Origin of the sequence: Pseudomonas californiensis (genome assembly GCF_021147775.1) — a bacterium.
In the GTDB taxonomy this organism is placed as follows: Bacteria; Pseudomonadota; Gammaproteobacteria; order Pseudomonadales; family Pseudomonadaceae; genus Aquipseudomonas; species Aquipseudomonas californiensis.
Genome location: NZ_JAGTPK010000001.1, coordinates 156,581 through 179,165, shown reverse-complemented (window position 1 = coordinate 179,165; position 22,585 = coordinate 156,581). Strand labels below are relative to the sequence as shown.

General features: G+C 59.2%; 24 protein-coding genes. 10 read left to right on the top strand and 14 right to left on the bottom strand.

What is annotated here, in order from left to right; genetic code table 11:
• Positions 1-2: 2 nt before the first annotated feature.
• Positions 3-1,913 (bottom strand): ATP-binding cassette domain-containing protein, encoded by a 1,911-nt coding sequence (locus KDX37_RS00905; RefSeq protein ID WP_231650719.1) that lies wholly within the window; start codon positions 1,911-1,913, stop codon positions 3-5.
• A gap of 46 nt (positions 1,914-1,959) precedes the next feature.
• Between KDX37_RS00905 and KDX37_RS00900 the strand changes: the two genes are divergently transcribed.
• Positions 1,960-2,436, top strand: a complete 477-nt coding sequence (locus KDX37_RS00900; RefSeq protein WP_231650717.1) for a TIGR02444 family protein — start codon at positions 1,960-1,962, stop codon at positions 2,434-2,436.
• Here the strand turns inward: KDX37_RS00900 and KDX37_RS00895 are convergent.
• Positions 2,433-3,350 carry an AlgP family protein gene (locus KDX37_RS00895; protein ID WP_231650715.1) on the bottom strand — a complete coding sequence of 306 codons (918 nt, stop codon included), beginning with the start codon at positions 3,348-3,350 and terminating at the stop codon, positions 2,433-2,435. The two genes, KDX37_RS00900 and KDX37_RS00895, sit on opposite strands and share 4 nt — an antisense overlap.
• Before the next feature lie 215 nt (positions 3,351-3,565).
• Here KDX37_RS00895 and KDX37_RS00890 point away from each other — a divergent pair, with 215 nt between their 5' ends.
• Positions 3,566-4,240, top strand: a complete 675-nt coding sequence (locus KDX37_RS00890) for an FKBP-type peptidyl-prolyl cis-trans isomerase (protein ID WP_231650713.1) — start codon at positions 3,566-3,568, stop codon at positions 4,238-4,240.
• 96 nt (positions 4,241-4,336) lie between these two features.
• On the opposite strand, the gene rsd is transcribed toward KDX37_RS00890, so the two are convergent.
• The 8 genes from rsd to KDX37_RS00850 form a co-directional block, all read right to left on the bottom strand.
• Positions 4,337-4,810: a sigma D regulator gene (gene rsd / locus KDX37_RS00885; RefSeq protein ID WP_231650711.1), complete on the bottom strand. Its 474-nt coding sequence runs from the start codon at positions 4,808-4,810 to the stop codon at positions 4,337-4,339.
• Positions 4,811-4,984: 174 nt separating this feature from the next.
• Entirely contained in the window at positions 4,985-5,512 is a 528-nt protein-coding gene (locus tag KDX37_RS00880) for a disulfide bond formation protein B (protein ID WP_231650709.1), read from the bottom strand.
• A 226-nt stretch (positions 5,513-5,738) separates the two neighbouring features.
• On the bottom strand, positions 5,739-6,989 hold the full coding sequence (locus tag KDX37_RS00875) for a heme biosynthesis protein HemY (protein ID WP_231650707.1): 1,251 nt from the start codon (positions 6,987-6,989) through the stop codon (positions 5,739-5,741).
• On the bottom strand, positions 6,986-8,104 hold the full coding sequence (locus KDX37_RS00870) for a uroporphyrinogen-III C-methyltransferase (protein ID WP_231650705.1): 1,119 nt from the start codon (positions 8,102-8,104) through the stop codon (positions 6,986-6,988). The genes KDX37_RS00875 and KDX37_RS00870 overlap by 4 nt, the downstream gene beginning before the upstream one ends.
• A gap of 60 nt (positions 8,105-8,164) precedes the next feature.
• Entirely contained in the window at positions 8,165-8,932 is a 768-nt protein-coding gene (locus KDX37_RS00865; RefSeq protein WP_231650703.1) for a uroporphyrinogen-III synthase, read from the bottom strand.
• Positions 8,929-9,870 (bottom strand): hydroxymethylbilane synthase, encoded by a 942-nt coding sequence (hemC, locus tag KDX37_RS00860; protein ID WP_231650701.1) that lies wholly within the window; start codon positions 9,868-9,870, stop codon positions 8,929-8,931. Before hemC ends, KDX37_RS00865 begins: the two co-directional genes overlap by 4 nt.
• A 231-nt stretch (positions 9,871-10,101) precedes the next feature.
• Positions 10,102-10,848, bottom strand: coding sequence for a LytR/AlgR family response regulator transcription factor (locus KDX37_RS00855; protein ID WP_231650700.1), 747 nt, complete (start codon positions 10,846-10,848; stop codon positions 10,102-10,104).
• The gene (locus KDX37_RS00850; RefSeq protein ID WP_231650699.1) at positions 10,845-11,927 is read right to left on the bottom strand and encodes a sensor histidine kinase; all 1,083 of its coding nucleotides are present in this window, start codon (positions 11,925-11,927) and stop codon (positions 10,845-10,847) included. The genes KDX37_RS00855 and KDX37_RS00850 overlap by 4 nt, the downstream gene beginning before the upstream one ends.
• 133 nt (positions 11,928-12,060) lie before the next feature.
• Between KDX37_RS00850 and argH the strand changes: the two genes are divergently transcribed.
• On the top strand, positions 12,061-13,455 hold the full coding sequence (gene argH, locus KDX37_RS00845; protein WP_231650698.1) for an argininosuccinate lyase: 1,395 nt from the start codon (positions 12,061-12,063) through the stop codon (positions 13,453-13,455).
• A gap of 121 nt (positions 13,456-13,576) precedes the next feature.
• On the opposite strand, the gene KDX37_RS00840 is transcribed toward argH, so the two are convergent.
• Positions 13,577-14,251: a glutathione S-transferase family protein gene (locus KDX37_RS00840; protein WP_231650697.1), complete on the bottom strand. Its 675-nt coding sequence runs from the start codon at positions 14,249-14,251 to the stop codon at positions 13,577-13,579.
• Between the two features lie 195 nt (positions 14,252-14,446).
• Here KDX37_RS00840 and KDX37_RS00835 point away from each other — a divergent pair, with 195 nt between their 5' ends.
• The 3 genes from KDX37_RS00835 (at position 14,447) to KDX37_RS00825 (ending at position 18,216) form a co-directional block, all read left to right on the top strand.
• Entirely contained in the window at positions 14,447-14,722 is a 276-nt protein-coding gene (locus tag KDX37_RS00835; protein WP_231650696.1) for a hypothetical protein, read from the top strand.
• Positions 14,723-14,939: 217 nt separating this feature from the next.
• Positions 14,940-15,188, top strand: a complete 249-nt coding sequence (locus tag KDX37_RS00830; protein ID WP_231650695.1) for a TIGR02647 family protein — start codon at positions 14,940-14,942, stop codon at positions 15,186-15,188.
• A gap of 181 nt (positions 15,189-15,369) precedes the next feature.
• Complete coding sequence (locus tag KDX37_RS00825) at positions 15,370-18,216, top strand: class I adenylate cyclase (protein WP_231650694.1); 2,847 nt, start codon at positions 15,370-15,372, stop codon at positions 18,214-18,216.
• A 15-nt stretch (positions 18,217-18,231) separates the two neighbouring features.
• Here the strand turns inward: KDX37_RS00825 and rnk are convergent, their stop codons facing one another.
• The 3 genes from rnk to cyaY all read right to left on the bottom strand — a co-directional run bounded on the left by rnk (position 18,232) and on the right by cyaY (position 19,361).
• The gene (gene rnk, locus KDX37_RS00820) at positions 18,232-18,639 is read right to left on the bottom strand and encodes a nucleoside diphosphate kinase regulator (RefSeq protein WP_231650693.1); all 408 of its coding nucleotides are present in this window, start codon (positions 18,637-18,639) and stop codon (positions 18,232-18,234) included.
• 138 nt (positions 18,640-18,777) lie between these two features.
• Positions 18,778-19,026, bottom strand: coding sequence for a DUF1289 domain-containing protein (locus tag KDX37_RS00815; protein WP_231650692.1), 249 nt, complete (start codon positions 19,024-19,026; stop codon positions 18,778-18,780).
• 2 nt (positions 19,027-19,028) lie between these two features.
• Entirely contained in the window at positions 19,029-19,361 is a 333-nt protein-coding gene (cyaY, locus tag KDX37_RS00810; RefSeq protein ID WP_231650690.1) for an iron donor protein CyaY, read from the bottom strand.
• 235 nt (positions 19,362-19,596) lie between these two features.
• Here cyaY and lptM point away from each other — a divergent pair, with 235 nt between their 5' ends.
• From lptM to KDX37_RS00790, 4 genes are read left to right on the top strand one after another with little or no spacing between them, the layout of a single operon-like run.
• The gene (gene lptM / locus KDX37_RS00805; RefSeq protein ID WP_032610549.1) at positions 19,597-19,743 is read left to right on the top strand and encodes an LPS translocon maturation chaperone LptM; all 147 of its coding nucleotides are present in this window, start codon (positions 19,597-19,599) and stop codon (positions 19,741-19,743) included.
• Positions 19,744-19,752: 9 nt separating this feature from the next.
• The gene (lysA, locus tag KDX37_RS00800; RefSeq protein ID WP_231650689.1) at positions 19,753-21,000 is read left to right on the top strand and encodes a diaminopimelate decarboxylase; all 1,248 of its coding nucleotides are present in this window, start codon (positions 19,753-19,755) and stop codon (positions 20,998-21,000) included.
• A 4-nt stretch (positions 21,001-21,004) separates the two neighbouring features.
• On the top strand, positions 21,005-21,835 hold the full coding sequence (dapF, locus tag KDX37_RS00795; RefSeq protein WP_231650687.1) for a diaminopimelate epimerase: 831 nt from the start codon (positions 21,005-21,007) through the stop codon (positions 21,833-21,835).
• A gap of 13 nt (positions 21,836-21,848) precedes the next feature.
• Positions 21,849-22,583 carry a DUF484 family protein gene (locus tag KDX37_RS00790; protein WP_231650685.1) on the top strand — a complete coding sequence of 245 codons (735 nt, stop codon included), beginning with the start codon at positions 21,849-21,851 and terminating at the stop codon, positions 22,581-22,583.
• The last annotated feature ends 2 nt before the right edge of the window (positions 22,584-22,585 follow it).

The window sequence follows — 22,585 nt, the reverse complement described above, 5'->3', positions numbered from 1 at the left end:
ACTCACGACAATGCCTCCAGCTCGGCCTGCATGGACTCCAGCAATTCCAGCGCCTGCATCCACGCATCCTCCAGTTCGGACTCGCGTACTTTCAACTTCGCCTGTTCAGCGAGCAGATCGCGCAGCTTGTCCTTGTTGGCAGCTTCGTAATTGGCGCTGTCTGCCAATGCCTCTTCAACCCTGGCGAGCTTTTCATGCAGCGTGCCCAGATCGCGCTCAAGCTTGTCGGCTTCGCGCTTGTGCGGCGCAAGTTGCTGACGCAACGCTGCGGCCTGCTGACGCTGGGCCTTTTTGTCAGTCTTGTCCGCATTGACCGGCGTATTACTGACCGGGGCGTTACGCAACCGGTAGTCCGCCAGCCAGCGGGTGTAATCGTCCAGATCGCCGTCAAATTCCTGTACACGGCCGTCGGCGACCAACAGGAAGTCATCGGTCGTGCTTTTCAGCAAGTGTCGATCGTGGGAGACCACCAGCACCGCACCCCCAAACTCCTGCAAGGCCATGGTCAGCGCCAGGCGCATCTCGAGGTCGAGGTGGTTGGTTGGTTCATCGAGCAGCAGCAGGTTGGGCTTTTCCCAGGCAATCAGGGCCAGGGCCAGCCGCGCTTTTTCGCCACCGGAGAAGTTCAGCACTGGCTCATCCAGTCGCGCCCCACGGAAGTCGAAACCGCCGAGAAAATCGCGCAACGTCTGCTCACGCTCGGTCGGTGCCAGCCGCTGCAAGTGCAGCAGCGGATTGGCCTTGGCATCCAGCGAGTCCAGCTGATGCTGGGCAAAATAGCCCACGGTCAGGTTTTCACCACGCACCAGATGGCCGCTTTGCGGTGACAGCTCACCGGCAAGGTTCTTGATCAGCGTCGACTTGCCTGCGCCGTTCGGGCCCAGCAGCCCTATGCGGGCGCCCGGAGTCAGCTGCAGTTTGACCTTCTCCAGGATGGTCTTGTCGCCATACCCCAGACGCGCGTCGGACAAATCCAGCAGAGGGCTGGAAATCTTGTCGGACTCGCGGAAAACAAAATTGAAAGGCGAGTCCACGTGCGCGGCGGACAGCTCTTCCATGCGCTCCAGCGCCTTGATGCGGCTCTGGGCCTGACGCGCCTTGGTGGCCTGGGCCTTGAAGCGCGCGATGTATTTTTCCATGTGTGCACGCTGCACCTGCTGCTTCTCGTAGGCCTGCTGTTGCTGGGCCAGACGTTCGGCACGGGCACGCTCGAAGGCGCTGTAGCCACCGCGATAGAGGGTGATCTTGCGCTGCTCGACATGCGCGATGTGATCAACCACTGCATCCAGAAAATCCCGGTCGTGGGAAATCAGCAACAAGGTGCCGGGGTAGCTCTTGAGCCAGTCTTCGAGCCACAGAATGGCGTCGAGGTCCAAGTGGTTTGTCGGTTCGTCGAGCAGCAACAGGTCGGATGGGCACATCAAGGCCTGCGCCAGGTTGAGGCGCATGCGCCAGCCCCCGGAAAAGCTGCCGACTTCGCGTTCCATCTGCTCGTTGGTGAACCCCAGCCCCGCCAGCAACTTGCGTGCACGCGCATCGGCGGTATAACCGTCGGCGCTGTCGAGCTCGGCATGCAGGCGCGCCTGAGCGGCACCGTCCTGCGCCGCTTCGGCTTCGGCCAGCAAGCGCTGAACCTCACGCAGACGCACGTCGCCATCGAGCACGTAGTCCACGCCCAGCCGTTCAAGCGTCTCGATCTCTTGACGCATATGGGCAATACGCCAGTCAGCAGGCAGCAGGCAGTCACCGGCGTCGGGTGTCAACTCACCCCGCAGCAAGGCAAACAGACTGGATTTACCGGCGCCATTGGCACCGATCAGACCGGCTTTATGGCCGGCGTGCAGGGTCAGCTCGGCGTCTTCTAGCAGACGTTGCGGACCACGCTGTAAGGTAAGGCTTTGAAGTCGAATCATAATGGCGGCGGAGTCTACCAGCTTCGTCCCGGACAGGTTGATCACTATGCCTACAGAGCTTTGGAGTTTCACCCTCGATTTCTATGCCCGACCAGGTGTGGAGCAGGCATGCCTGTCGCTGCAAGCCAATGGGGCCAACGTGTGCATGGTGCTTTGTGGCGTATGGCTGGGCCTGCGTGGCGTGACGTGCAATCAGCAGCGATTGTTGGAAATCGGACAGTTGGCGACACCCTGGCACCAGGACGTCGTGCGTCCCCTTCGTGAATTGCGCACTCAATGGCGCAATGCGGCGCTTCACGATACGACGCTGGACCTGTTTCGAGCCCGCGTAAAAACATTGGAACTGGAAGCCGAACAGCATTTGCTGGCCCGCCTTGAGACGTTGACCGAAAGCTGGCCGACCGGAGAAGCACTGGATTTGAGCGAGTGGCTGGAGGGGTTGAGCGAAGGCGATGGCGAGAACAGCCGTGATGCGCTGCAGGTGCTGCGCATCACGGCCGACTCTGTTACCAACCGGCGTTAAGAGGCGCTGGTAGTGGCAGGTGCTGCGCCGTTGGCCGCTGCAGGAGCAGGGGTGGCCGAAGGGGTGGCAGCCGGAGCTGGCGTGGCGGCCGGTTTGGCTGCGGCGGGTGTTGCAGGCTTGGCGGCAGCTGGCTTGGCAGCCGCTTTTGCCGGCGCTTTGGCAGGAGCCCTGGCGGCGGGTTTGGCAGCACTGCTTGCAGCAGGTTTAGCCGCAGGTGCCTTGGTCGCCGCAGGCTTGGCAGCAGGTTTCGCTGGAGCTTTTGCAGCAGTAGGCTTCGCTGGAGCTTTAGCGGCGGCTGGTTTCGCAGCAGCGGTTTTCGACGCTGCAGGTGCTTTGGCAGCAGCTGGTGCCTTGGCAGCAGGCTTGGCGGCAGCTTTCACAGGCGCTTTGGCGGCAGGCTTGGCAGCGGCGGCTTTAGGCGCGGGCTTGGCGACGGTTTTTACTGGCGGCTTGGCAGCGGGCGCCTTGCCGGCAGGTGCTTTAACAGCGGCCTTGGTGGCAACCGGCTTTTCAGCGCGCGTGGTCAGGATCTTGCCAACGGCTTCCTTGACGCGACCAATGCCCTGAGCAAGCTTCAGACTTTCCTGAGCATCACGCTTGAGGTGCAGGATGTAGGTGCGGGTTTCGGTCTGGCGCTCTTTCAGCGCATCGAGCAATTCTTCGAGTTCAGCTACGGCACCTTTGGCCTTGGTCTGCGCCTTGTTTTTTCCGGCGGAGGCGGCGTCCTGCAGCTTGGTACGGGAGTTATGCAGTTTTTCCTGCGCCTTGCCCCGTTGTTTTTCAAGCTTGGCGAGCAGTTTCTCGGCATCAGCCAAAGCTTGGGAACAGGCGTCTTCCAGATGTTCAAGCAAGCTGCCCGATAATTGTTGGAGCAAATGCAACGGAGTATTTACTGGCTTCTTTTTGGCCGACATGACTTACCTCCTGGGTGACGAAATTGCGGCTCATACTAGGCTTCTGCCCGCATCTCCGCTAGGGCATCTTGACACCATCGAAAGCGCCCTGTTGCATACTGCAAAAAATGATTACCACGCCAGACACGGGCGCATGACGAAATTCAATTCGCAAGAGCCATCACCACAGGTGCTTGCACTGGCATAATCGTGCCTTCCCAGGCCGGAGAACATCCATGTCGCGCTACCTGTTAACGTCGTTGTTCCTCTTGCTACCCTTGGCTCAGGCCGCTGAAACACCGCCCAACAACGACTCCCGCGATCTCGCATACAGCCTGGGAGCCAGTCTTGGCGAGCGCTTGCACCAGGAAGTCCCGGACCTTGATCTCAAGGCGCTGGTCGATGGTTTGAAACAGGCCTACCAGGGTAAACCGCTGGCGCTCAAGCAAGAGCGCATCGACCAAATCCTGCGCGAGCATGACGCGGCAATGGCGCAAGCAGAAACCACAGGCACCGACGCGCCCACCGAAGCAGCTTTGGGTGCGGAGCGAAAGTTCATGGAGAGCGAAAAAGCCAAGCCGGGCGTCAAGACGCTGGCTGACGGTATTCTGATGACCGAGCTGACGCCGGGCACAGGTCCAAAGCCTGATGCCACCGGCAGAGTCGAGGTGCGTTATGTGGGTCGCCTGCCAGATGGCACCATTTTCGATCAGAGCACTCAGCCGCAGTGGTTCAGACTCGACAGCGTGATCAGTGGCTGGACCAGCGCATTACAAGGCATGCCGGTTGGCGCGAAGTGGCGGTTGGTGATCCCTTCGGATCAGGCTTATGGCGCAGAGGGTGCTGGCGACCTTATCGATCCGTTCACGCCGCTGGTATTCGAAATCGAGTTGATCGCTGTCTCTCAGTGATCAACTCCTGAGCGGCTATCACGCGCCACCCATCCTGCGCAAAAATGAAAAAGGGTGCAAAAGCACCCTTGGTAATCGCAACACCGGTCCGAGCTGTCAGACCTGAGCGGCGACTTCTTCCTTATGGGAGTTGTGCAGCACCTCAATCAGGCAGTCTTCCAGCTCGAAGCGCTCGTGCAGCAAGCCACCCAGTTGATTGAATTCCTTGGCCACTACAGTGCAGTCCGAGCAATCGCCTTTGTCGCAGCGATCGTTGAATGTCAGCGCGAACTTGGTAATGACGTCGAGACGCGGATAGATAGTGTCCGCAAGCTCCAGCCCACGTTCGTCATTGAACGCCTTGGCTTCATTGCTCAGCTGTTCGTAGACCTCAAAATGGCCAGCCGACACGTAATCGACCAGGATTTCGCAGAAATTCTGCAGCGCTACACGATCCGCAGCCAACGCTTCAGGCGTGTCGCCCAGCGCGTCATAGGCCTTGATCAATTCATGACGGTCCTGCAACCAGCGATCGATCAGCAGATTGACCCCGCCCCAGCGTTCCTGAGCATTCTGACAACTTTCCAACATGATGTTCTCTCTTCCCTTCAGGGGCATGCGGTCCTGTGCCGGCCTTGGCGATCTGCGAGGGCGCGGCCTGTGTAAGGCGTCAGGACAGCATACTTCCAATGACGCGTGCGGCCCAGATTATGCCCGCTCGACAAGGCCATCAAGGTACCCAGACGATAAAGTTCATACAAGCGTTTAATACCGCGTCCGACTTTCGGCTGATACCCACGGGTTCAGATCGCTGAAAAGCAGATATACAGGCATCAGTGCCAGCCCCACAAATGCCAGCAGACTCCACTCGGGAAGACTGAGGCCAAACAGTGACCAGGTGACGACGGCACAAATGTCCGCGAGGCCCCGTAGACCACTACTGCCTGTGGAAAGCGACATCACATCGAGTCCTGACTCAAGCAACGCGACGACAGGCACCACATCAACGCCTGGAGCGGTTTGCAGCCAGATCTGAGTACCCGCCACCGTCGCTCCCACAAGGATGATGAGCAACATCCCGACACAGTATCGCCGCCAACCCTTCACGCCAGGGGCGTGCACTGCAGCCACCAGCGTCAACACAGCGCAGGCGATGATGGCCGCTCGCTGGAAATGACAAAGGATGCACGGTTCAAGACCGAAGTTGTGCTGAAGATAGACGACGGCACCAATGATCAATGCACATATCAGGGATGCCATGAAAAACAAGGAGCGCGTGCGAGCCAGATGCATGGCGAATCCGTAACAAAAGACGAGGCGATAACGGTAGAGGAAACGGCACGAGGCTTACAAGGCAACGCCGTACAGATAAGTCGCCGTTCAGCAAAGGAACAGGAGACTCAAAGACCTGGCTTATTCGCGGCGCAGTGTAGGAATACTCGTAAGCGGGGCACAAGAGCTGCAATAACTGATCGCTCTCGCCACGAGAGCCCTGAGACGGGCTCCCGTGACTGGCGTCTTAAACGGCAGTCAATGCTGGCAACGGACGCGCCAGAAAACGCTCATCCAGCAAACCCAGACCTTCCTGGAACAGCTGATTGCTACGGTCGGTCTCGCCCATCTGCGCCAGCAGGCGAGCCAGCTCCGCACACGTCTCAGGATTACGCTCCAGGCGCAGGCTGCTTTCAAGATAGTCACGTGCCTTGCCCCAAAGCCGACTTTGCAGACAGATGCGCCCCAGGGTGAGCAGCAGGCTGGGATCGCTGGGGTGATGCTTGAGCCAGCCTTCCGCCGTCTGCAACTGCTTGGCCGGATCACTGCCCCGAACCAATCCGTACAAACGCGCCAGGTGACTGTGGTAGTCGCGCTTGAGTGCGGCCCTCAGCACCTCTTCTGCCTGTGCGTCAGCGCCCAGACGGCGCAGTTGATCGGCATACGCCAGCACCAGCGGTGGCTCCTGGCGTTGTGCCGAGGACAAGCCTTGCCAGGCTTTTTCAAGTGAAGGAAGGCCGGTCAGCGTACCCTCTCCCTCTCCCTCTTCACGATAAGCGGCCAACGACAGGTTTTCACCCCATGCACGCCGTTCCAGCTCGGCAAGCTCTCGCGGTGGCAGAACCTTGTCCTTGCGCAACTCGGGCATCAGACGGATCAGCTCGGGCCAATCTCCGCGCTGCTGATAAAGACGCTGCAACTGACGCAACACCTGAGGGTTATGCGGATGGCGCTCCTGCATGGCCTGCAAGGTCACCAGTGCACCATCGGTATCACCTCGATCCTGCTGCAATTGGGCATGGTTCAGGGCAATGGCCAGCTCGGCCTGAGGCTGACGCTCCAGGGCGCGCTCCAACAAACCGTCGCTCTCTTCATAGCGGCCCAGCTCATTGGCCGCACGTGCCGCGCCGATGTAATACAACAGCGGATGAGCATCGGCTTCGGCGGCACGGTGCAGGTGACGCTGTGCGCTCGCCCAGCGGCCTTCTGCAAGGTCCATCTGGCCATGCTCGATAGCCAGTTGCAAACGGCGACGACGATTGCGGCGTGACCATGGATTGACCAGACCACCCGAGGTCGTCAACAGGCGAATCAGCAACCGGACCAGCAGAACCAGCAGCAACGCGGCGATCAGCAATGCCAGCGTTGCCCACAGGCTCGATTCATATCGGAAGTTCTGATAGGCGATCAGCACGTAGCCGGAATGTTCAGCAATGGCAACGCCAATCAATGCTGCCGCTGCGATGGCGACAAACAGAAAGACATAGAAGCGCTTCATGGACTTTTCCCCTGCTGCGCCTCAGCTGGCTGGCTGGAAGCATTACGGCGCGCCAGATAAGCTTGCACCGCACTCAGACTCTGCGTCAGATCAGGCGTCTTGACTGCGACCGGCTGACCGGACAAAGCCCCGATGCCTTCGCTGAGCACTTTGCTCTGCGGGTCATCCTGACTGAAATTGGCCTGAAGCACGCTCTTGGCCTCGGCCAGTGCCTTCGCATAGACCTCTGGCTCGCCATTGAGCGCGGCCCACTGCGCCTGCTCAAGGGTCAGGCTCAGCGCCAGCCGTACTTGCGACAGGCTTTGTCCTGCCAGAACCGGGCGAATGTCCTTGTCGGCATTGAAGTCAACGCGGAAATAATGGGAAATCTGATTCCACCAGCGCGACCACACACTGTCCTGCTGCTCGTCCGTCAAGCCAGGCAGCACGTCACCCTTGTCTTCGTATTCAGGCGCCAGCTTGTTGAGCTGCACAGCCTGGTCACGCAAGGCGCCGATCTGCAAAAAAAGGCCGGTACGGTCTGGTTGCTCGACGCTGCGCAGCGCAGCCAGGCTCTTGGCCAATTGCTCGCGGGCAGCGAATGAACCGGGATCATCCTGTTCGCGCAAAATTTCGTCAGCGCCCTGAACCAGCGCCTGAGCACTGTTGATGTCCTGCAGCGCAGAAAGACGCAGACTGGCCAGGCGCAGCAGATGCTCGGCCTCGGCCAGACGCCAGTCCTTGCGGCTGGCACCCAGGACGGTTTCAAGCCGCTGGCTCAGACGCTGCTGATCGCCTTGCAGTTGCGCCACCAGCCGGCGGCTGTCTTCCAGTTGATCGGCTGGCGGAAACTGCGCAAGACGCGCCGTCAGCTGCTGATCATTCTGGGCGAGCGCCAGCGTCTGTACGGCAATATCCTGGACCTCGCCGCGCTGCTGCTGATGTCCGGCCTGCAACATACGCAGTTGCCACACACCCCAACCTGCGACGGCAATGCCAGCGATACCCAGCAACAACGCCAGGATCACGAGACCGCCATTGCGGTTACCCGGGCGTTCCGGGCGCACGGGGTCGGGCGTGGATGCCGGCGTTTTCAGCACCGATTCTTCGTCTTTAGGCAAGGCAGTTTCGCTCACGTATCCCATCCTTTGCATTTTGGCGTAATAGCGTAAACGACATGATGTCGATCAATACGCCTAAACGGCAGGCTGAGGCTGACCCCGCAACGCTGCCAGCAATGCCGCGGCGTTCGCGCCACGGCAATCAACAACTTTCAGTGCCCCTGCCGCACGAGCAATATCAGCGACCCTGGGGCTTGGTACAAACAGTGGCAACCCGGCCAGATCCTGCCACGAATCGCCGGCCAGCTGGAGCAGATGTTCAAAACCCTGCCCACTGCTGACCACCAGCCCGTTCAAGCGTTCCAACCTGACACGCTGCACAAGTGCCGAGGACGGATACTCTGGCAGATAACGACGATACAGCGGCAGGTACTCGACCGCGACGTTACGCTCGCGCAAGCGCTCTGCCAACAGTTCTCGCCCCTCATCACCACGCATGATCAACACGCGGCTACCGGGCACAGCAATCGCGGCCTGCAGCTGCGGCAAGTCCAGCAGCGCTTCGCTGTCATCGCCCTGCTCGGGCCAACTGGCGTCAAGCCCGTAGTCCTTCAGTATCTGTCCGGTAGCCGCACCCACGCTGAACCAGGGTTGCTGAGGAGGTTGCGGCCATACTTCGTCGATCAACTCGACAGCCAGGCGCGCGGCAGGTTTGCTGACGACGACGACCGCACAATAGCTGAGCAGCTCGAAAATGATCGAGCGCTGCGCGGGATTCAGAGGCAGGGGTTCGGTTTCCAACAGGGGCATGCTGCTGCTGACGATACCGGCATCAGCCAGCACCTGCGCCAGGGCTGCCGACTCCTCGGCAGGGCGTGTCAGCAGCAGACGCCACTGGCTCATTCGTCGTCGGCCTCACCGTAGACGGCTTTCAGGATGCGCGCTGCACCCTGCGCCAGCAGCGCCTCGGCAACCTGCACACCAAGTGCTTGAGCCGCCGTCTGCGAGTCACGGGCTTCAGCGCGCAGCAGCAGGCTGCCTGATGGATCACCCACTAGACCCCGCAGCCACATCTGATCGCCTTCCAGTACGGCGTAGCAGGCAATAGGCACTTGGCAGCCACCGTTGAGGTGCTTGTTCAGCGAGCGTTCGGCAATGACACGCACAGCCGTGGCTTCGTGATGCAGGGGAGCGAGCAGCGCGTGAATTTCCGCATCGACGCTGCGGCACTCGATACCCACCGCACCCTGCCCACCCGCTGGCAGGCTGTCTTCGACGCTGATCGCCGAGGTGATACGGTCTTCGAAGCCCAGACGGATAAGCCCGGCAGCGGCGAGAATGATCGCGTCGTACTCACCTGCATCCAGCTTGGCCAGGCGGGTATTGACGTTGCCACGCAGGAACTGGATTTTCAGATCAGGGCGACGCGCCAACAACTGGGCCTGACGACGCAGACTCGAAGTACCAACAACACTCCCCGCCGGCAACGCTTCGAGGCTTGCGAAAGTATTGGATATAAAGGCGTCCCGCGGGTCCTCGCGCTCGCAGATGCAGAACAGCCCAAGCCCCTGAGGGAAGTCCATCGGCACGTCTTTCATGGAATGCACGGCGATGTCGGCCTGATTCTCCAGCAGCGCTGTTTCCAGCTCTTTGACGAACAGACCCTTGCCACCGATCTTTGAAAGTGGGGAGTCCAGCAGCTTGTCGCCACGACTCACCATGGGTACCAGCGTGACGATCAAGCCTGGATGAGCCTGTTCGAGTCGCGCCTTGACGTATTCGGCCTGCCAGAGGGCAAGCGCACTCTTGCGAGTAGCGATGCGGATTTCGCGAGAAGACATTGAACAATCCGTACGGAGTAGATGCGTCGGATAATAACAGCTCAGCCGGAACGACTTCAGGATTGACCGATAAGTCGCTGAGGCAAATTGACTCGGGTCAGGAATCAGTCGGGCCGAGAATCACAGGAAACGCCTGTTCGCAAAGAAACCGGACAACTCACGGATCTGGCGCTAGCCAGTGCTGAGACTCGGTCTTCGCGAGCAAACTTTCCTTCGGGGCAATGGCCCGCCCTACAGTTGCTGCATCATTTTGCGAACGCCCGCCACGTGACGGCGGCTGACGATCAATGCATCGCCATTGAGACCCCTGAGGAACAACTGAAAATGCCCCAGTGGTGTGCGTTGCAAACGCTCGATACGATCACGGGCAACCAGCGCATTGCGGTGGATCCGCACAAACCGGTCTCCGAATTCGTCTTCCAGTGCCTTGAGTGGTTCGTCCAAAAGAACTTCACCGCCCTCGTGCCGCAGGGTGACGTACTTGTGGTCAGCGATAAAAAAGATCACCTGATCCAAAGGGATCAACTCGATGCCTTTTCGAGTGCGCGCACTGATGTGACTGCGCGGCCCGCTACCACTTTCGGCGGCCGGACGGGTCATCGCAGCCAACTGGACACGATTGGGACGCTCGGCCTTTCTCAAGGCTTCGACAAGGTGTTCAGGACGCACCGGTTTGACCAGGTAGCCGACAGCACTGACCTGAAACGCATCCAGGGCGAACTCGTCATGCGCCGTGCAGAAGACCACTGCAGGAGGTGCCTCGCGTTCGCACAGCCAGGCGGCCACTTGCAGACCATCCATGCCTGGCATGCGGATATCAAGCAGCACAACATCTGGCTTGAGGTTTTCAATCAGCGCCAAAGCTTCTTCACCATTTGCGGCGCTGGGTTCAAGTACCCGGTAACCCTCGATTTCGCTGACCAATCGGCTCAGTCGCTCGCGGGCCAGGGGTTCGTCATCAACGATCAGGACATTCATATAGCTCTGGCTTCCTGCGTGAGTCTCGCACAAGGATAGCGTAGACAGGTGTAGTGACGACCGTCACGGCGCTCCACGCTCAGACTGGCATATGGGCCAAAAAGTGCCGTAATACGCGCACCGATATTCGTCAGGGCCTGTTGAGTACCGTTGGAAGTCTGCCGATTGGCAACTTCTTCATAGGGATTGCTGACAGACAATATGAACTCTCCCCCTCTATAGTCTGCTTCGACTGTGACGACGCCCCCTTCGATGCGAGGGGCGATGCCATAAATCAAGGCGTTTTCCAGTAATGGCTGCAAGGTTAGCTGGGGAATCGGCAAGTCATCGGGAATCGTGCTCACCCTCCAGTCCAACTGTAGACGCTCGCCGAGACGATATTGCTCAATCGATAAATATCGTTTTGCCAAAGCCAGCTCTTCACTCCAGCTCACCAGCGTGCCTGGCTTGGCCAGACTGGCGCGAAAAAGATCTGACAGATCCAGCACAGCCTGCTCGGCCTTGAACGGATTGCTGACCACCAGACTTGCAATGCTGTTGAGCGTGTTGAACAGGAAATGTGGCCGGATCCGTGCCTGCAACGATTCGATCCTGGCGCGCAGCTCGCCCTGCTGCTGTTTGCGCCACTGCGCCTGAAGGTAGAAATAGCGCAGCATCAGGGCGGACATGATCAGCGCAATCGTCGAGTAACGCAGGTAGCGCTCCACCATCCCGGTGACCGAAATCCTGCCGGTCAACTGACAAACGTCTGTGACGGCGGTGCACAAGAGCGTCAGGCCGACCACCAGCAGACAACTCAAACACCCGGCAAGCCCCGGCGAAAGGCGCGCCAGCCAAGGCCGCATCCCGCACAGCAGGGCCGCCGACAGCAGAACGATCCACTGCACGAACAGCGACATCAGGGCCAGGCGCACCCAGTCGAAGCCCGAGCGCATCGGCTCGACCAGCACCAGCACGATCACCAGAAGCTCGGCCAGCACCACGAGCACGAGCAATGCCTGCGGCAGGCACAGTTCAGGCAGAAAAAAGTCTTTGCCGGGAGCGGGCCCGGCACCACGTTTCAATCGGTCATCTCGCATAGCCCAGTCTCGGCTCTGGCTTCGTCAGCGGCAAGCCATCCGGAAATAAAAAAGCATCAACCCTGTTATCATCGCAACCGCCCTTGTGCCACGTATCGGGCACGCCACTTTCCGTAGAGCAACGAGCGAATCCATGAGCACCGACAAGACCAACCAGTCCTGGGGCGGCCGCTTCAGTGAACCCGTCGACGCGTTCGTCGCACGCTTCACTGCCTCCGTCACCTTCGATCAACGCCTGTATCGCCACGACATCATGGGCTCCATCGCCCACGCCACGATGCTGGCCAAGGTCGGCGTACTGACCGATGCCGAGCGCGACACGATCATCGACGGCCTCAACACCATTCAGGCCGAGATCGAAGCGGGCAGTTTCGAGTGGCGCGTCGATCTTGAAGATGTGCACATGAACATCGAAGCACGCCTGACCGATCGCATCGGCATCACCGGCAAGAAGCTGCACACCGGTCGCAGCCGCAACGATCAGGTGGCCACCGACATTCGCCTGTGGCTGCGTGACGAGATCGATCTGATCCTGAGTGAAATCACCCGTCTGCAAAAAGGTTTGCTGGAACAGGCCGAGCGCGAAGCCGATACCATCATGCCTGGCTTCACGCACTTGCAGACGGCGCAACCGGTGACGTTCGGCCATCACATGCTGGCCTGGTTCGAAATGCTCAGCCGCGACTACGAGCGCCTCGTCGACTGCCGCAAGCGTCTGAACCGCATGCCGCTGGGCAGCGCAGCACTGGCAGGCACCACTTACCCGATCGACCGCGAACTGACCTGCAAACTGCTGGGCTTCGATGCAGTAGGCGGCAATTCGCTGGATGGCGTCTCGGATCGCGACTTCGCCATCGAATTCTGCGCAGCGGCGTCGGTGGCAATGATGCACCTGTCGCGCTTCTCTGAAGAACTGGTGCTCTGGACCAGTGCTCAGTTCCAGTTCATTGATCTGCCTGATCGCTTCTGCACCGGCAGTTCGATCATGCCGCAGAAAAAGAACCCGGATGTACCCGAGCTGGTACGCGGCAAGAGCGGCCGTGTGTTCGGTGCCCTGATGGGCCTGTTGACCCTCATGAAAGGTCAGCCGCTGGCCTACAACAAGGACAACCAGGAAGACAAGGAGCCGCTGTTCGACGCTGCCGACACACTTCGCGATTCATTGCGTGCCTTTGCCGACATGATCCCGGCGATCAAGCCGAAACACTCGATCATGCGTGAAGCCGCATTGCGTGGCTTCTCGACCGCGACCGACCTGGCAGACTATCTGGTACGCCGTGGCTTGCCCTTCCGTGACTGCCATGAAATCGTCGGCCATGCTGTGAAATACGGCGTCGAAACCGGCAAGGACCTGGCTGAAATGAGCCTGGAAGAACTGCGCCGGTTCAGCGATCAGATCGAACAGGATGTGTTTGCAGTATTGACTCTGGAAGGCTCGGTCAATGCACGAAACCACATCGGTGGTACTGCGCCTGATCAGGTGCGCGCTGCCGGGGTTCGCGGTCAGGCCCTGCTGGCAGAGCGTTAAGCCCAGCGTCGCATCCGGTGAACGCCTGCAGTTGGAATCCGTTTCAACTGCAGGCGCCTGCCGGAACAAGCGATCTTCTCTTCAGCGCTCACCTGCTCTGCGTAAAACGCTTCAGATTCTCCTACCCCGTAGCCCTGCCCACCGCCTGAACCCTGGCCATGAACAACGGCCAGTCCGCTTCCCTGTCAGCAGCCACACGCTGTACGTTGGGATTGCGGGCCAAGCGATCCAGTAACACTTGCGCCCTCGGCATCTCGCCCAGCAAGTCCAGACCAAACAGCGCTTCGCCCACTTGCTGCGCCAGGTTGATGCTGTACAAAAAGTACAGATCCGCCACGGTGAACTGCTCGCCTGCCACGTAAGGTGCAAAATGCGCACGCTGTGCCAGCGCTGCGACGCCTTTGATCAGGTCCCTACGAGCCTTGGCCTTGAGGTCATTCGGAGTGGGACGCCCCCCAAAAATGACTTCGGCATAGCAAAGCCGTGCGGGCAGCTCGATGTACAGCTCGATTTCCTTGGCGATGGTCCAGACCTGAGCACGTGAAAACGGGTCGTGAGGCAGCAACGGATGTGCCGGATGGATGTCTTCGAGATAGCGCAGAATCACGTCGGTTTCACTGATGAAGCCCTGCTCCGTTCCCAGGACGGGCACTTTGCCGCGCGCACTGACCGCCAATACCTCAGGATTCTGGCATCCGTGCAGCGGGACAACCTCGAAAGGCAACTGCTTCTCCAGCAACGCGAGCTTGACCATATTGAAATAATTGCTTGCCGCAAATCCATAAAGCTTCAGCATGATGACCTCCTTGGTCGCATTCATTACGCACCAATAACTGGCCTTCGAACCTTATCAATTTACCGATACACATCAATTAGTTAGGTCAATCTCTCGATATTTAGAGAGCTTTCCTACAACGACCCATCTCATATCTGGCAACTGTCTCGACCCTGGAATCCGGTTAGACTGCAGGCATTAATTGAGGGAATACCCATGACTGACGCAATCGACAACGACGAAGAAGAATTCGCAGCTTCGACTCTGGCCCAAGCCATCGAGAACCAGATCGAGACCGACAATCCACCTGCTGCCAAAGCGGTGTTCAACAAACTCACGCTGGTCGGTTACGAACGTGATGACATCCTTGAAATGATGGCGCACGTGCTGGCTGTCGAGATCGATGCGCTGCTTGATCAGGACCGCGCGTTCGACACGCAGTGGTACGAAACCGCCCTGCGCGCCTTGCCTGAGCTGCCGCCTGAAAAATAATTCGCCCGCCGGGTTTCGGCGGATCAGATATATGCTGCAAAGACTTCAGACGCTGACTACACTGCAGAAGCCCCGCTGCCGCAGCATCCTCCGGGGCTATAACGCCAAGCCGGCTTTAGCGGTCATCCAGAACCGACGAGCGCAGAACGGACACGTCGTTTCCAGATCTCACCCGCAGCCTGCGAGGTCGTACCATTACAAAAAGTCTGGAGCACCTATGTCGTATACCCCTGAGTTGGTTGCCGAACTGGAAATCCTTGCACTGTTCAATCTGGGCAATACCCAGGAAGGCCTCAAAGTCCACCATGTGGCCGCCCCCACAGCCATTGCAGCTGCGAAAAGACTCTTTGAAAAAGGCCTGACGAATCAGGTCGACGGCGGTTACCTGACCAGCCTCGGACTTGAGGCCGCCCAACACGCCCAATCCTTACTGACCATTCTGAACGTCTCCAAAGAAGCTGCCTGAGTGCCCTCCGGGCCTGTTTACAAAATAATGTGACAGGCCCTTCATTATTTTGAACGTCAGTCGATACAAGACATTGGCGCCAGAATAACAATCCGACCGAACCCGTATTTGCTCGGCTGTGTATCTTCGCCATCTTGCTCAGCAATTCCACGCCTGCCCGGGCCAGATGCCTTGAGTTGTGATGACGCGTAATCATGAAATCCGACCCGACCTGGACGAGGGCATTGACCGCAAGGTTCTCAGCCAGCTGCGTAACCGCTTCCTGACTCTCAATGACGGGCGATATGCTCGTGCGATGGAAGGAATGTCGACACGCCAGCAGAGCGTGCTGACACTGTTACCGCTGTTCTTCCACGTCAACCACCCGTTATTGCCTGGCTACGTGTCGAGCAATACCCCTGCGGGCGTTTCCCACTACGAACCCGATTCGCTGGCCCTCGCTGAAGCTCAGCGAATGACGCGCTCGTTTTCCTACAAGGCCCGCCGTGGCAACCCACCTCAGCCCATCCACGCGCTGTTTCTGATGGGCAGCCTCGGCACGCTGGCGCAGGCCGAGCAAAGCGACATGGATGTGTGGGTCTGCCACGACAGCGCACTGCCAGAAGATGCCATCGCTGAGCTGCGCAAGAAATGCCAGGCACTCGAAGCCTGGGCCGCCACGATGGGCGCGGAAGCGCATTTCTTTCTGATCGATCCTCAGCGCTTCAAAACCGGAGAGCGCGATACGCAGCTCAGCTCGGACGACTGCGGTACAACTCAGCATTACCTGTTACTGGACGAGTTCTACCGCACTGCCATCTGGCTGGCGGGACGCACGCCCATGTGGTGGCTGGTGCCGGTCTACGAAGAACAGGGTTACGAGGCCTACACTCACACCCTGCTCTCCAAACGTTTCATTCGCGCCGACGAAGTCATCGATCTGGGTCCGATGTCCGAAATCCCGCCGGCAGAGTTTGTCAGTGCCGGGCTCTGGCAATTGTTCAAAGGCATCGGCTCGCCCTACAAGTCTGTGCTCAAGTTGCTGCTGATCGAGGTGTACTCAAGCGAGCATCCCAACGTTCAATGCCTCAGCATGCGCTTCAAGCAAGCCGTGTTTGCCAATCGGCTGGACCTGGACGAGCTGGATCCCTACATCGTTGTTTACCGACGCATCGAAGAGCATCTGCAGGCGCGCAAGGAAGTCGAACGCCTTGAGCTGGTAAGGCGCAGCCTTTACCTGAAGGTCAACAAGAAGCTGACTGGCGCTGCTCGTCAACGCAACAGCAGCTGGCAACGCCTGTTGCTGGAGCGCCTGACCAAAGAGTGGAACTGGGACGAGCGCCAGCTGACGCTGCTGGATAGCCGTAGCCAATGGAAAGTTCGCCAAGTGGCACAAGAGCGACGCGCGCTGGTCAACGAGCTGAACTACAGCTACCGGTTCCAGACCCAGTTCGCCAGAACGCGCAGCACAGCCGACGCACTGAACACGCGAGATCTGACTATCCTCGGCCGTCGTCTGTACGCAGCGTTCGAACGCAAGGCTGGCAAGGTCGAATTCATCAACCCGGGCATTGCTCCAGATCTGGCCGAGGACACCCTGACCCTGGTGCACTCGCCCAACAGGCGCGAGCCAGGAAAAACCCAGTGGACGTTGTACAACGGCAATCTGAGCGTTCACGAATGCGCCAACTTCTCGCCGATCAAACGCAGTCGCGAGTTGCTTGAGCTGCTGACGTGGTGCCATCGCAACAACGTGATCGATACCACCACGCGTATGGCGTTGCACCCTGGCACCAGCGACCTGAGCGAGTTCGAGCTGTTCAACGTTCTGGGCGCCTTGCAGCAAACCATCGCCCTGCCGTTGGCGGATGTCAGCGATGAGGCACTGCTCCAACCCAGCGTTGCGCATGAAATCCTGTTGCTGATCAACGTCGGTGTCGACCCGCTCAGCCATCACCGCGAACGCAATATTCTGATGACGACGGAGCGCACCGACTCGCTCAGTTATGCGGGCGTGCGGGATAATCTGGTGCTGACGCTGGACCAGATCACGCTCAACACCTGGAATGAAACACTGGTCAGTCGCTACGACGGTCCTCATGCCTTGCTCGACTGCATGAGCGAGCTGCTCAGTAGCCTGCCGGAAGGCGCCAGTCAGCCAAACATTCGTGTGCAGTGCTTCTGCCACAACCGCGCGCCAGCCATCGCGCAGCGGGTCGAAGAGCTGATCAGTACCGCGAGGCTGTTGCTGGGACGAAAACTGAACCACCGTTACCTGATTCAAGTGCAGCAGCAATACCACGTGCTGGAAATGATGACAGGCCAGGTCAGCCATATTGTGGTCAACAGCCTGCCGGGTCTGTTCAAGTACCTGGGCGAAGAACTGCCGCGATACAGCCCTCTGCACCTCGATCCTCATGCGCTGGATGGCACCGACCTGGCGCTGATTCTGCCTTTCGGGCAACCGGAATGCATTCAGGTGTTTTATCGAATCAATGAGGCCGAAGCCGACCTGTACGTGCTGGATGAACACAACTCGCTCTGGCACCAGCGCCTGCCTTATCACGACGAACAGAGCCTGCTGATGCCGCTGCAGCGTTTCTTTCACTCACTGGTCTATCGCCGTGGCGCGTCGCTGCCACTGGACCAGCCCGACGAGCCGGTTTCGCTGGAAGCGCTTTACTATCAGGTCCTGCCTTCCGGATCCGGTCGTGCCCGGCGCATCGAGCAGCGTCTGGCGCCGACAGCAGCCGACAAGCCGTTCTATGACGTGCAAGCCATTATCGAGGAGGTGGCACCAAGCCAGGTGAACGTCACGCTGTACTGTGACAACAGCGAGTTTTCCGAGCTGGAGTACGGCGATCAGCTGTATGACGCGGTCGCCCAGCAAATCCTCGAAAAACGCCTGGAGCCGAGCCGCTATCGCTGCTATATCACCGATCTGGATCTGTCAGGCCTGCTGGATGACGGGCACGGGCAAAGCATTCTGTTCCTGCGCCACAAGGCCGCGCTGGAAGCGCGACTCAATGACGCGATGGAGCAGGCGTGATCAAGGCGCAGTCGATTACTGGTATTCGCCTGCCGCTTCCGGCTGATACTCAACTGCCAGCAAAGTGAGCTTGAGCGTTTTGCCGCCCGGTGCTGGCCAGTCGATGTGCTGCCCTACCTGCAAACCCAGCAACGCAGAGCCGATGGGCGCCAGAACCGAGACAGTCCCGTCACCGCCAGCGTCCTTTGGATAGACCAGTTTGAGGTGGTAGTCCTTGCCGCTGACTTCTTCTCGGCAGTGCACACGCGAATTCATGGTCACCACGCCGTCGGGCACTTCATCGTGGCCAACTACTTCTTCTGCACGGTCCAGTTCGGCCTGCAGTGCCTGAACGCCAGGCGTGGTGTCGTCCAGGCTGTCAATCAGCTGCTCAAGGCGCTGTACATCGAGCCGGGTAAGAATGATCGAGGGTGGGTTGTTCATGGCAGGGCAGCCTCCTTTTTCTGCGCAATATAAAAGCAAAACCCCGCCGGACCGGGCGGGGTTTTGATGGGCCTCTCGCTCTGGAGAAGCAGGGTCTGACACTAACACAGCGGATTAAATACACAACCCGATGGACCGTCAGCCGATCGACGGATTGAGCTGAGCATGCGCCTGGCGCTGATCGGCGTCGCGACGGATCTGCCGACGCCGGTCGTCATCGGCCGAACGCCATTCACGGATATCTTCAACGTGGCGAAAACACCCGAGACAGACTTTTTGCTCGTCGAGCCGACACAGACTGACACAAGGCGATTTCACTGCCGGGCTGACGTTGCTGAACAGCGGCTTGGGCGGCTTGACGGTGGCAGTCGGGATGCTCTGGCTCATGATCAGATCTCGTCGAAATCCAGCTCGACGCCAGCCTGATCAAGGGTGATGCGTTTGAGCATCTCGCTGAGCAACTCATCACTGGTGTCACAGGCCCAACGGCTGTTTTCTTCGTCGTAGTCGAAGTGAAAACCGCCCGACCTGGCAGCGAGCCACAACTGGCGGAGCGGTTCCTGACGGCTGAAAATCAACTGGGAGCCATTTTCGAATTTGACCGTCAGTACACCGGCAGAATTTTCCAGATCCACATCCAGATCACTCTCGTCGAAAACATCTTCCAGATTCTGCTGGGTTACATCGACAAGGTCGTGAAAGCGGGCTTCGGTCAAACTCATTACGGGAACCTCGAAAAAAGACTACTGATAGCGCAGTGGAGGCAAGATACGGACGCAGCCAGCCAAATGCAAAGCATACCCGCCATTGGCACGGCATAGACGAAAGAATCCGACGTAACGGTATTATTGGCCAACAATCGCATAAGGCCCGCCAGACGGGAGGGCCGTCGCATAGGCAAGGTGCCGGGTGGTCGGTATACTCGGGCGCAATTAATGCTTTTCAAAGGATTTCGCCATGAAGCGCCTGATCTCTTCGCTTGCTGCGCTTGTCGCGGTCGCTTGTCTTGTTACGGCCTGCGGTCAAAAGGGCCCGTTGTATCTGCCGGACGACACCAAGTCCCCTGACGAACAAGCCAAATCGCAATCGCACAAGCATCTTTAAGGGAATCCCATGGACGCCTTCAACTACCGCGACGGTGAGCTGTTCGCGGAAGGAGTAGCTTTGTCTGCCATTGCCGATCGCTTCGGTACGCCGACCTATGTCTACTCACGCGCTCATATCGAAGCGCAATACCGTGCCTATGCCGACGCACTGAGCGGCATGCCACATCTGGTGTGCTTCGCTGTCAAAGCCAACTCCAATCTGGGTGTACTCAATGTCCTGGCACGCCTCGGCGCCGGTTTCGACATCGTTTCACGCGGCGAGCTGGAGCGAGTACTGGCCGCTGGCGGCAAGCCGGAAAGAATCGTGTTTTCCGGCGTCGGCAAGACCCGTGAAGACATGCGCCGCGCCCTGGAAGTGGGCGTGCACTGCTTCAACGTCGAGTCCACCGATGAGCTTGAGCGTTTGCAAACAGTAGCCGCCGAACTCAACGTACGCGCGCCGATCTCGTTGCGGGTCAATCCCGACGTGGACGCGGGCACTCACCCGTATATCTCCACGGGCCTCAAGGAAAACAAGTTCGGCATTGCCATTGCTGACGCCGAAGACGTTTACGTGCGCGCCTCGCAATTGCCCAATCTGGAAGTGATCGGCGTCGACTGCCACATCGGTTCACAGTTGACCACCCTTGAGCCGTTCATTGATGCGCTGGATCGCTTGCTGGCTCTGGTCGATCGCCTGGGCGATTGCGGCATCCATCTGCACCATATCGATCTGGGTGGCGGACTGGGCGTGCGTTATCGCGATGAAGAGCCGCCATTGGCTGGCGAATACATCAATGCGGTGCGGGAACGTCTCGAAGGCCGCGACCTGGGCCTGGTGTTTGAACCCGGCCGCTTCATCGTGGCCAACGCCGGTGTACTACTGACCAAAGTCGAGTACCTCAAGCACACCGAGCACAAGGACTTCGCCATCGTCGATGCGGCCATGAACGACCTGATCCGCCCGGCGCTTTACCAAGCCTGGATGGACGTCACAGCGGTCCGCCCGCGTGACACCGCGTCGCGCCCCTATGACATCGTAGGGCCGATCTGCGAAACAGGTGACTTTCTGGCCAAGGGCCGAGAGCTCGCACTGGCCGAAGATGACTTGCTGGCTGTGCATTCCGCTGGCGCCTACGGCTTTGTAATGAGCTCGAACTACAACACACGTGGCCGCGCCGCCGAAGTACTGGTAGACGGTTCGCAGGTCTTTGAAGTGCGTCGTCGCGAAACCGTGGCCGAGCTGTTTGCTGGCGAAAGCCTGCTGCCGGAGTAACCCCATGCTGCTGCGTTTTACCAAAATGCACGGGCTGGGTAACGACTTCATGGTCCTGGACCTGGTGAGTCAGCACGCGCATATTCTGCCCAAGCACGCCAAACAATGGGGCGACAGACACACCGGTGTCGGCTTCGATCAGCTGTTGCTGGTCGAGGCGCCGAACAATCCGGACGTGGACTTTCGCTATCGCATCTTCAACTCGGACGGTTCCGAAGTCGAACAGTGCGGCAATGGTGCGCGCTGCTTCGCCCGCTTCGTACTCGACAAGCGCCTGACTGCCAAAAAACAGATTCGCGTCGAAACCAAGAGCGGCATCATCGAGCTGGATATCCGTAACGACGGACAAATCAGCGTCAACATGGGGCCGCCACGCCTGGTTCCCGATGAAATTCCGTTTCAGGCTGCGGCTCAGGCCACCAGCTACACCGTCGATGTAGATGGGCAGAATGTCGAATTGGCCGCTGTCTCCATGGGCAACCCCCACGCGGTGCTGCGAGTGGATGACATCAACAACGCCCCGGTGCATGAACTGGGCCCGAAAATCGAACATCACCCGCGCTTTCCGGCTCGGGTCAATGTGGGATTCCTTCATGTTGTGGACCGCCAGCGTGCTCAGTTGCGCGTCTGGGAGCGTGGTGCAGGCGAGACTCAGGCCTGCGGCACAGGTGCCTGCGCAGCCGCCGTTGCCGCCATCAGCCAGGGCTGGATGATGTCGCCTTTGCTGATCGACCTGCCGGGTGGACGACTGTCCATCGAGTGGGCAGGTCCGGGGCACCCCGTCATGATGACCGGCCCGGCCGTCAGGGTTTATGAAGGCCAAGTTCGTCTTTAAGTGAGCAAATGCGATGACCGATCAGCCTCCTACTTCAACCGGTACACCCAGCGAATCGACTGTCGATAGCGCAGCGCCAAACCTTGAAGCGGAAGCGGTCATCGCTTTCCTGCTTCAGCACCCCGACTTCTTCGCCGAGCATGACGAGTTGTTGGTCTCGATGCGTATCCCTCATCAGCGCGGCGATACCGTCTCGCTGGTCGAGCGCCAGCTCAAGCTGCTGCGCGAACGTAACATCGAGATGCGCCACCGTCTTTCACAGCTGATGGACGTCGCACGGGACAACGACAGGTTGTTCGAAAAAACCCGCCGCCTGAACCTCGCGCTGATGGACGCCACCAGCCTGGAAGAGATCGTGGTCGCCGTGGAAGACAGCCTGCGCCAGGATTTCCAGGTGCCCTTTGTCAGCCTGATTCTGTTCAGCGACAGCTCAATGCCGGTGGGACGCTGGGTGAGCACGGCCGAAGCCCAGAAAAGCATCGGCGGCCTGATCGGCGACAAGGTCGTGTGTGGTGCATTGCGCGAACACGAGCTGACCTTCCTGTTTGGCGACGCGCAAAGCAAGGAAGTAGGCTCGACTGCTATCGCAAGCCTCGAGCATCTGGGGCTTCATGGCGTGCTGGCAATCGGCAGTCGTGACCCACAGCACTACAAAAGCTCGGTCGGCACCTTGTTTCTCAGCTACATCGCTGACGTTCTGAGCCGCCTGCTGCCGCGCTTCGCCCATTCGTTACGGTCGGTCCGCTAGGC

What these genes read in the sequence shown, in the direction of transcription:
- KDX37_RS00905 (WP_231650719.1), bottom strand. Translation starts at nt 1,913, where the DNA reads ATGATTCGACTTCAAAGCCTTACCTTACAGCGTGGTCCGCAACGTCTG.
- KDX37_RS00900 (WP_231650717.1), top strand. Translation starts at nt 1,960, where the DNA reads ATGCCTACAGAGCTTTGGAGTTTCACCCTCGATTTCTATGCCCGACCA.
- KDX37_RS00895 (WP_231650715.1), bottom strand. Translation starts at nt 3,350, where the DNA reads ATGTCGGCCAAAAAGAAGCCAGTAAATACTCCGTTGCATTTGCTCCAA.
- KDX37_RS00890 (WP_231650713.1), top strand. Translation starts at nt 3,566, where the DNA reads ATGTCGCGCTACCTGTTAACGTCGTTGTTCCTCTTGCTACCCTTGGCT.
- rsd (WP_231650711.1), bottom strand. Translation starts at nt 4,810, where the DNA reads ATGTTGGAAAGTTGTCAGAATGCTCAGGAACGCTGGGGCGGGGTCAAT.
- KDX37_RS00880 (WP_231650709.1), bottom strand. Translation starts at nt 5,512, where the DNA reads ATGCATCTGGCTCGCACGCGCTCCTTGTTTTTCATGGCATCCCTGATA.
- KDX37_RS00875 (WP_231650707.1), bottom strand. Translation starts at nt 6,989, where the DNA reads ATGAAGCGCTTCTATGTCTTTCTGTTTGTCGCCATCGCAGCGGCAGCA.
- KDX37_RS00865 (WP_231650703.1), bottom strand. Translation starts at nt 8,932, where the DNA reads ATGAGCCAGTGGCGTCTGCTGCTGACACGCCCTGCCGAGGAGTCGGCA.
- hemC (WP_231650701.1), bottom strand. Translation starts at nt 9,870, where the DNA reads ATGTCTTCTCGCGAAATCCGCATCGCTACTCGCAAGAGTGCGCTTGCC.
- KDX37_RS00855 (WP_231650700.1), bottom strand. Translation starts at nt 10,848, where the DNA reads ATGAATGTCCTGATCGTTGATGACGAACCCCTGGCCCGCGAGCGACTG.
- KDX37_RS00850 (WP_231650699.1), bottom strand. Translation starts at nt 11,927, where the DNA reads ATGCGAGATGACCGATTGAAACGTGGTGCCGGGCCCGCTCCCGGCAAA.
- argH (WP_231650698.1), top strand. Translation starts at nt 12,061, where the DNA reads ATGAGCACCGACAAGACCAACCAGTCCTGGGGCGGCCGCTTCAGTGAA.
- KDX37_RS00840 (WP_231650697.1), bottom strand. Translation starts at nt 14,251, where the DNA reads ATGCTGAAGCTTTATGGATTTGCGGCAAGCAATTATTTCAATATGGTC.
- KDX37_RS00835 (WP_231650696.1), top strand. Translation starts at nt 14,447, where the DNA reads ATGACTGACGCAATCGACAACGACGAAGAAGAATTCGCAGCTTCGACT.
- KDX37_RS00830 (WP_231650695.1), top strand. Translation starts at nt 14,940, where the DNA reads ATGTCGTATACCCCTGAGTTGGTTGCCGAACTGGAAATCCTTGCACTG.
- KDX37_RS00825 (WP_231650694.1), top strand. Translation starts at nt 15,370, where the DNA reads ATGACGCGTAATCATGAAATCCGACCCGACCTGGACGAGGGCATTGAC.
- rnk (WP_231650693.1), bottom strand. Translation starts at nt 18,639, where the DNA reads ATGAACAACCCACCCTCGATCATTCTTACCCGGCTCGATGTACAGCGC.
- KDX37_RS00815 (WP_231650692.1), bottom strand. Translation starts at nt 19,026, where the DNA reads ATGAGCCAGAGCATCCCGACTGCCACCGTCAAGCCGCCCAAGCCGCTG.
- cyaY (WP_231650690.1), bottom strand. Translation starts at nt 19,361, where the DNA reads ATGAGTTTGACCGAAGCCCGCTTTCACGACCTTGTCGATGTAACCCAG.
- lptM (WP_032610549.1), top strand. Translation starts at nt 19,597, where the DNA reads ATGAAGCGCCTGATCTCTTCGCTTGCTGCGCTTGTCGCGGTCGCTTGT.
- lysA (WP_231650689.1), top strand. Translation starts at nt 19,753, where the DNA reads ATGGACGCCTTCAACTACCGCGACGGTGAGCTGTTCGCGGAAGGAGTA.
- dapF (WP_231650687.1), top strand. Translation starts at nt 21,005, where the DNA reads ATGCTGCTGCGTTTTACCAAAATGCACGGGCTGGGTAACGACTTCATG.
- KDX37_RS00790 (WP_231650685.1), top strand. Translation starts at nt 21,849, where the DNA reads ATGACCGATCAGCCTCCTACTTCAACCGGTACACCCAGCGAATCGACT.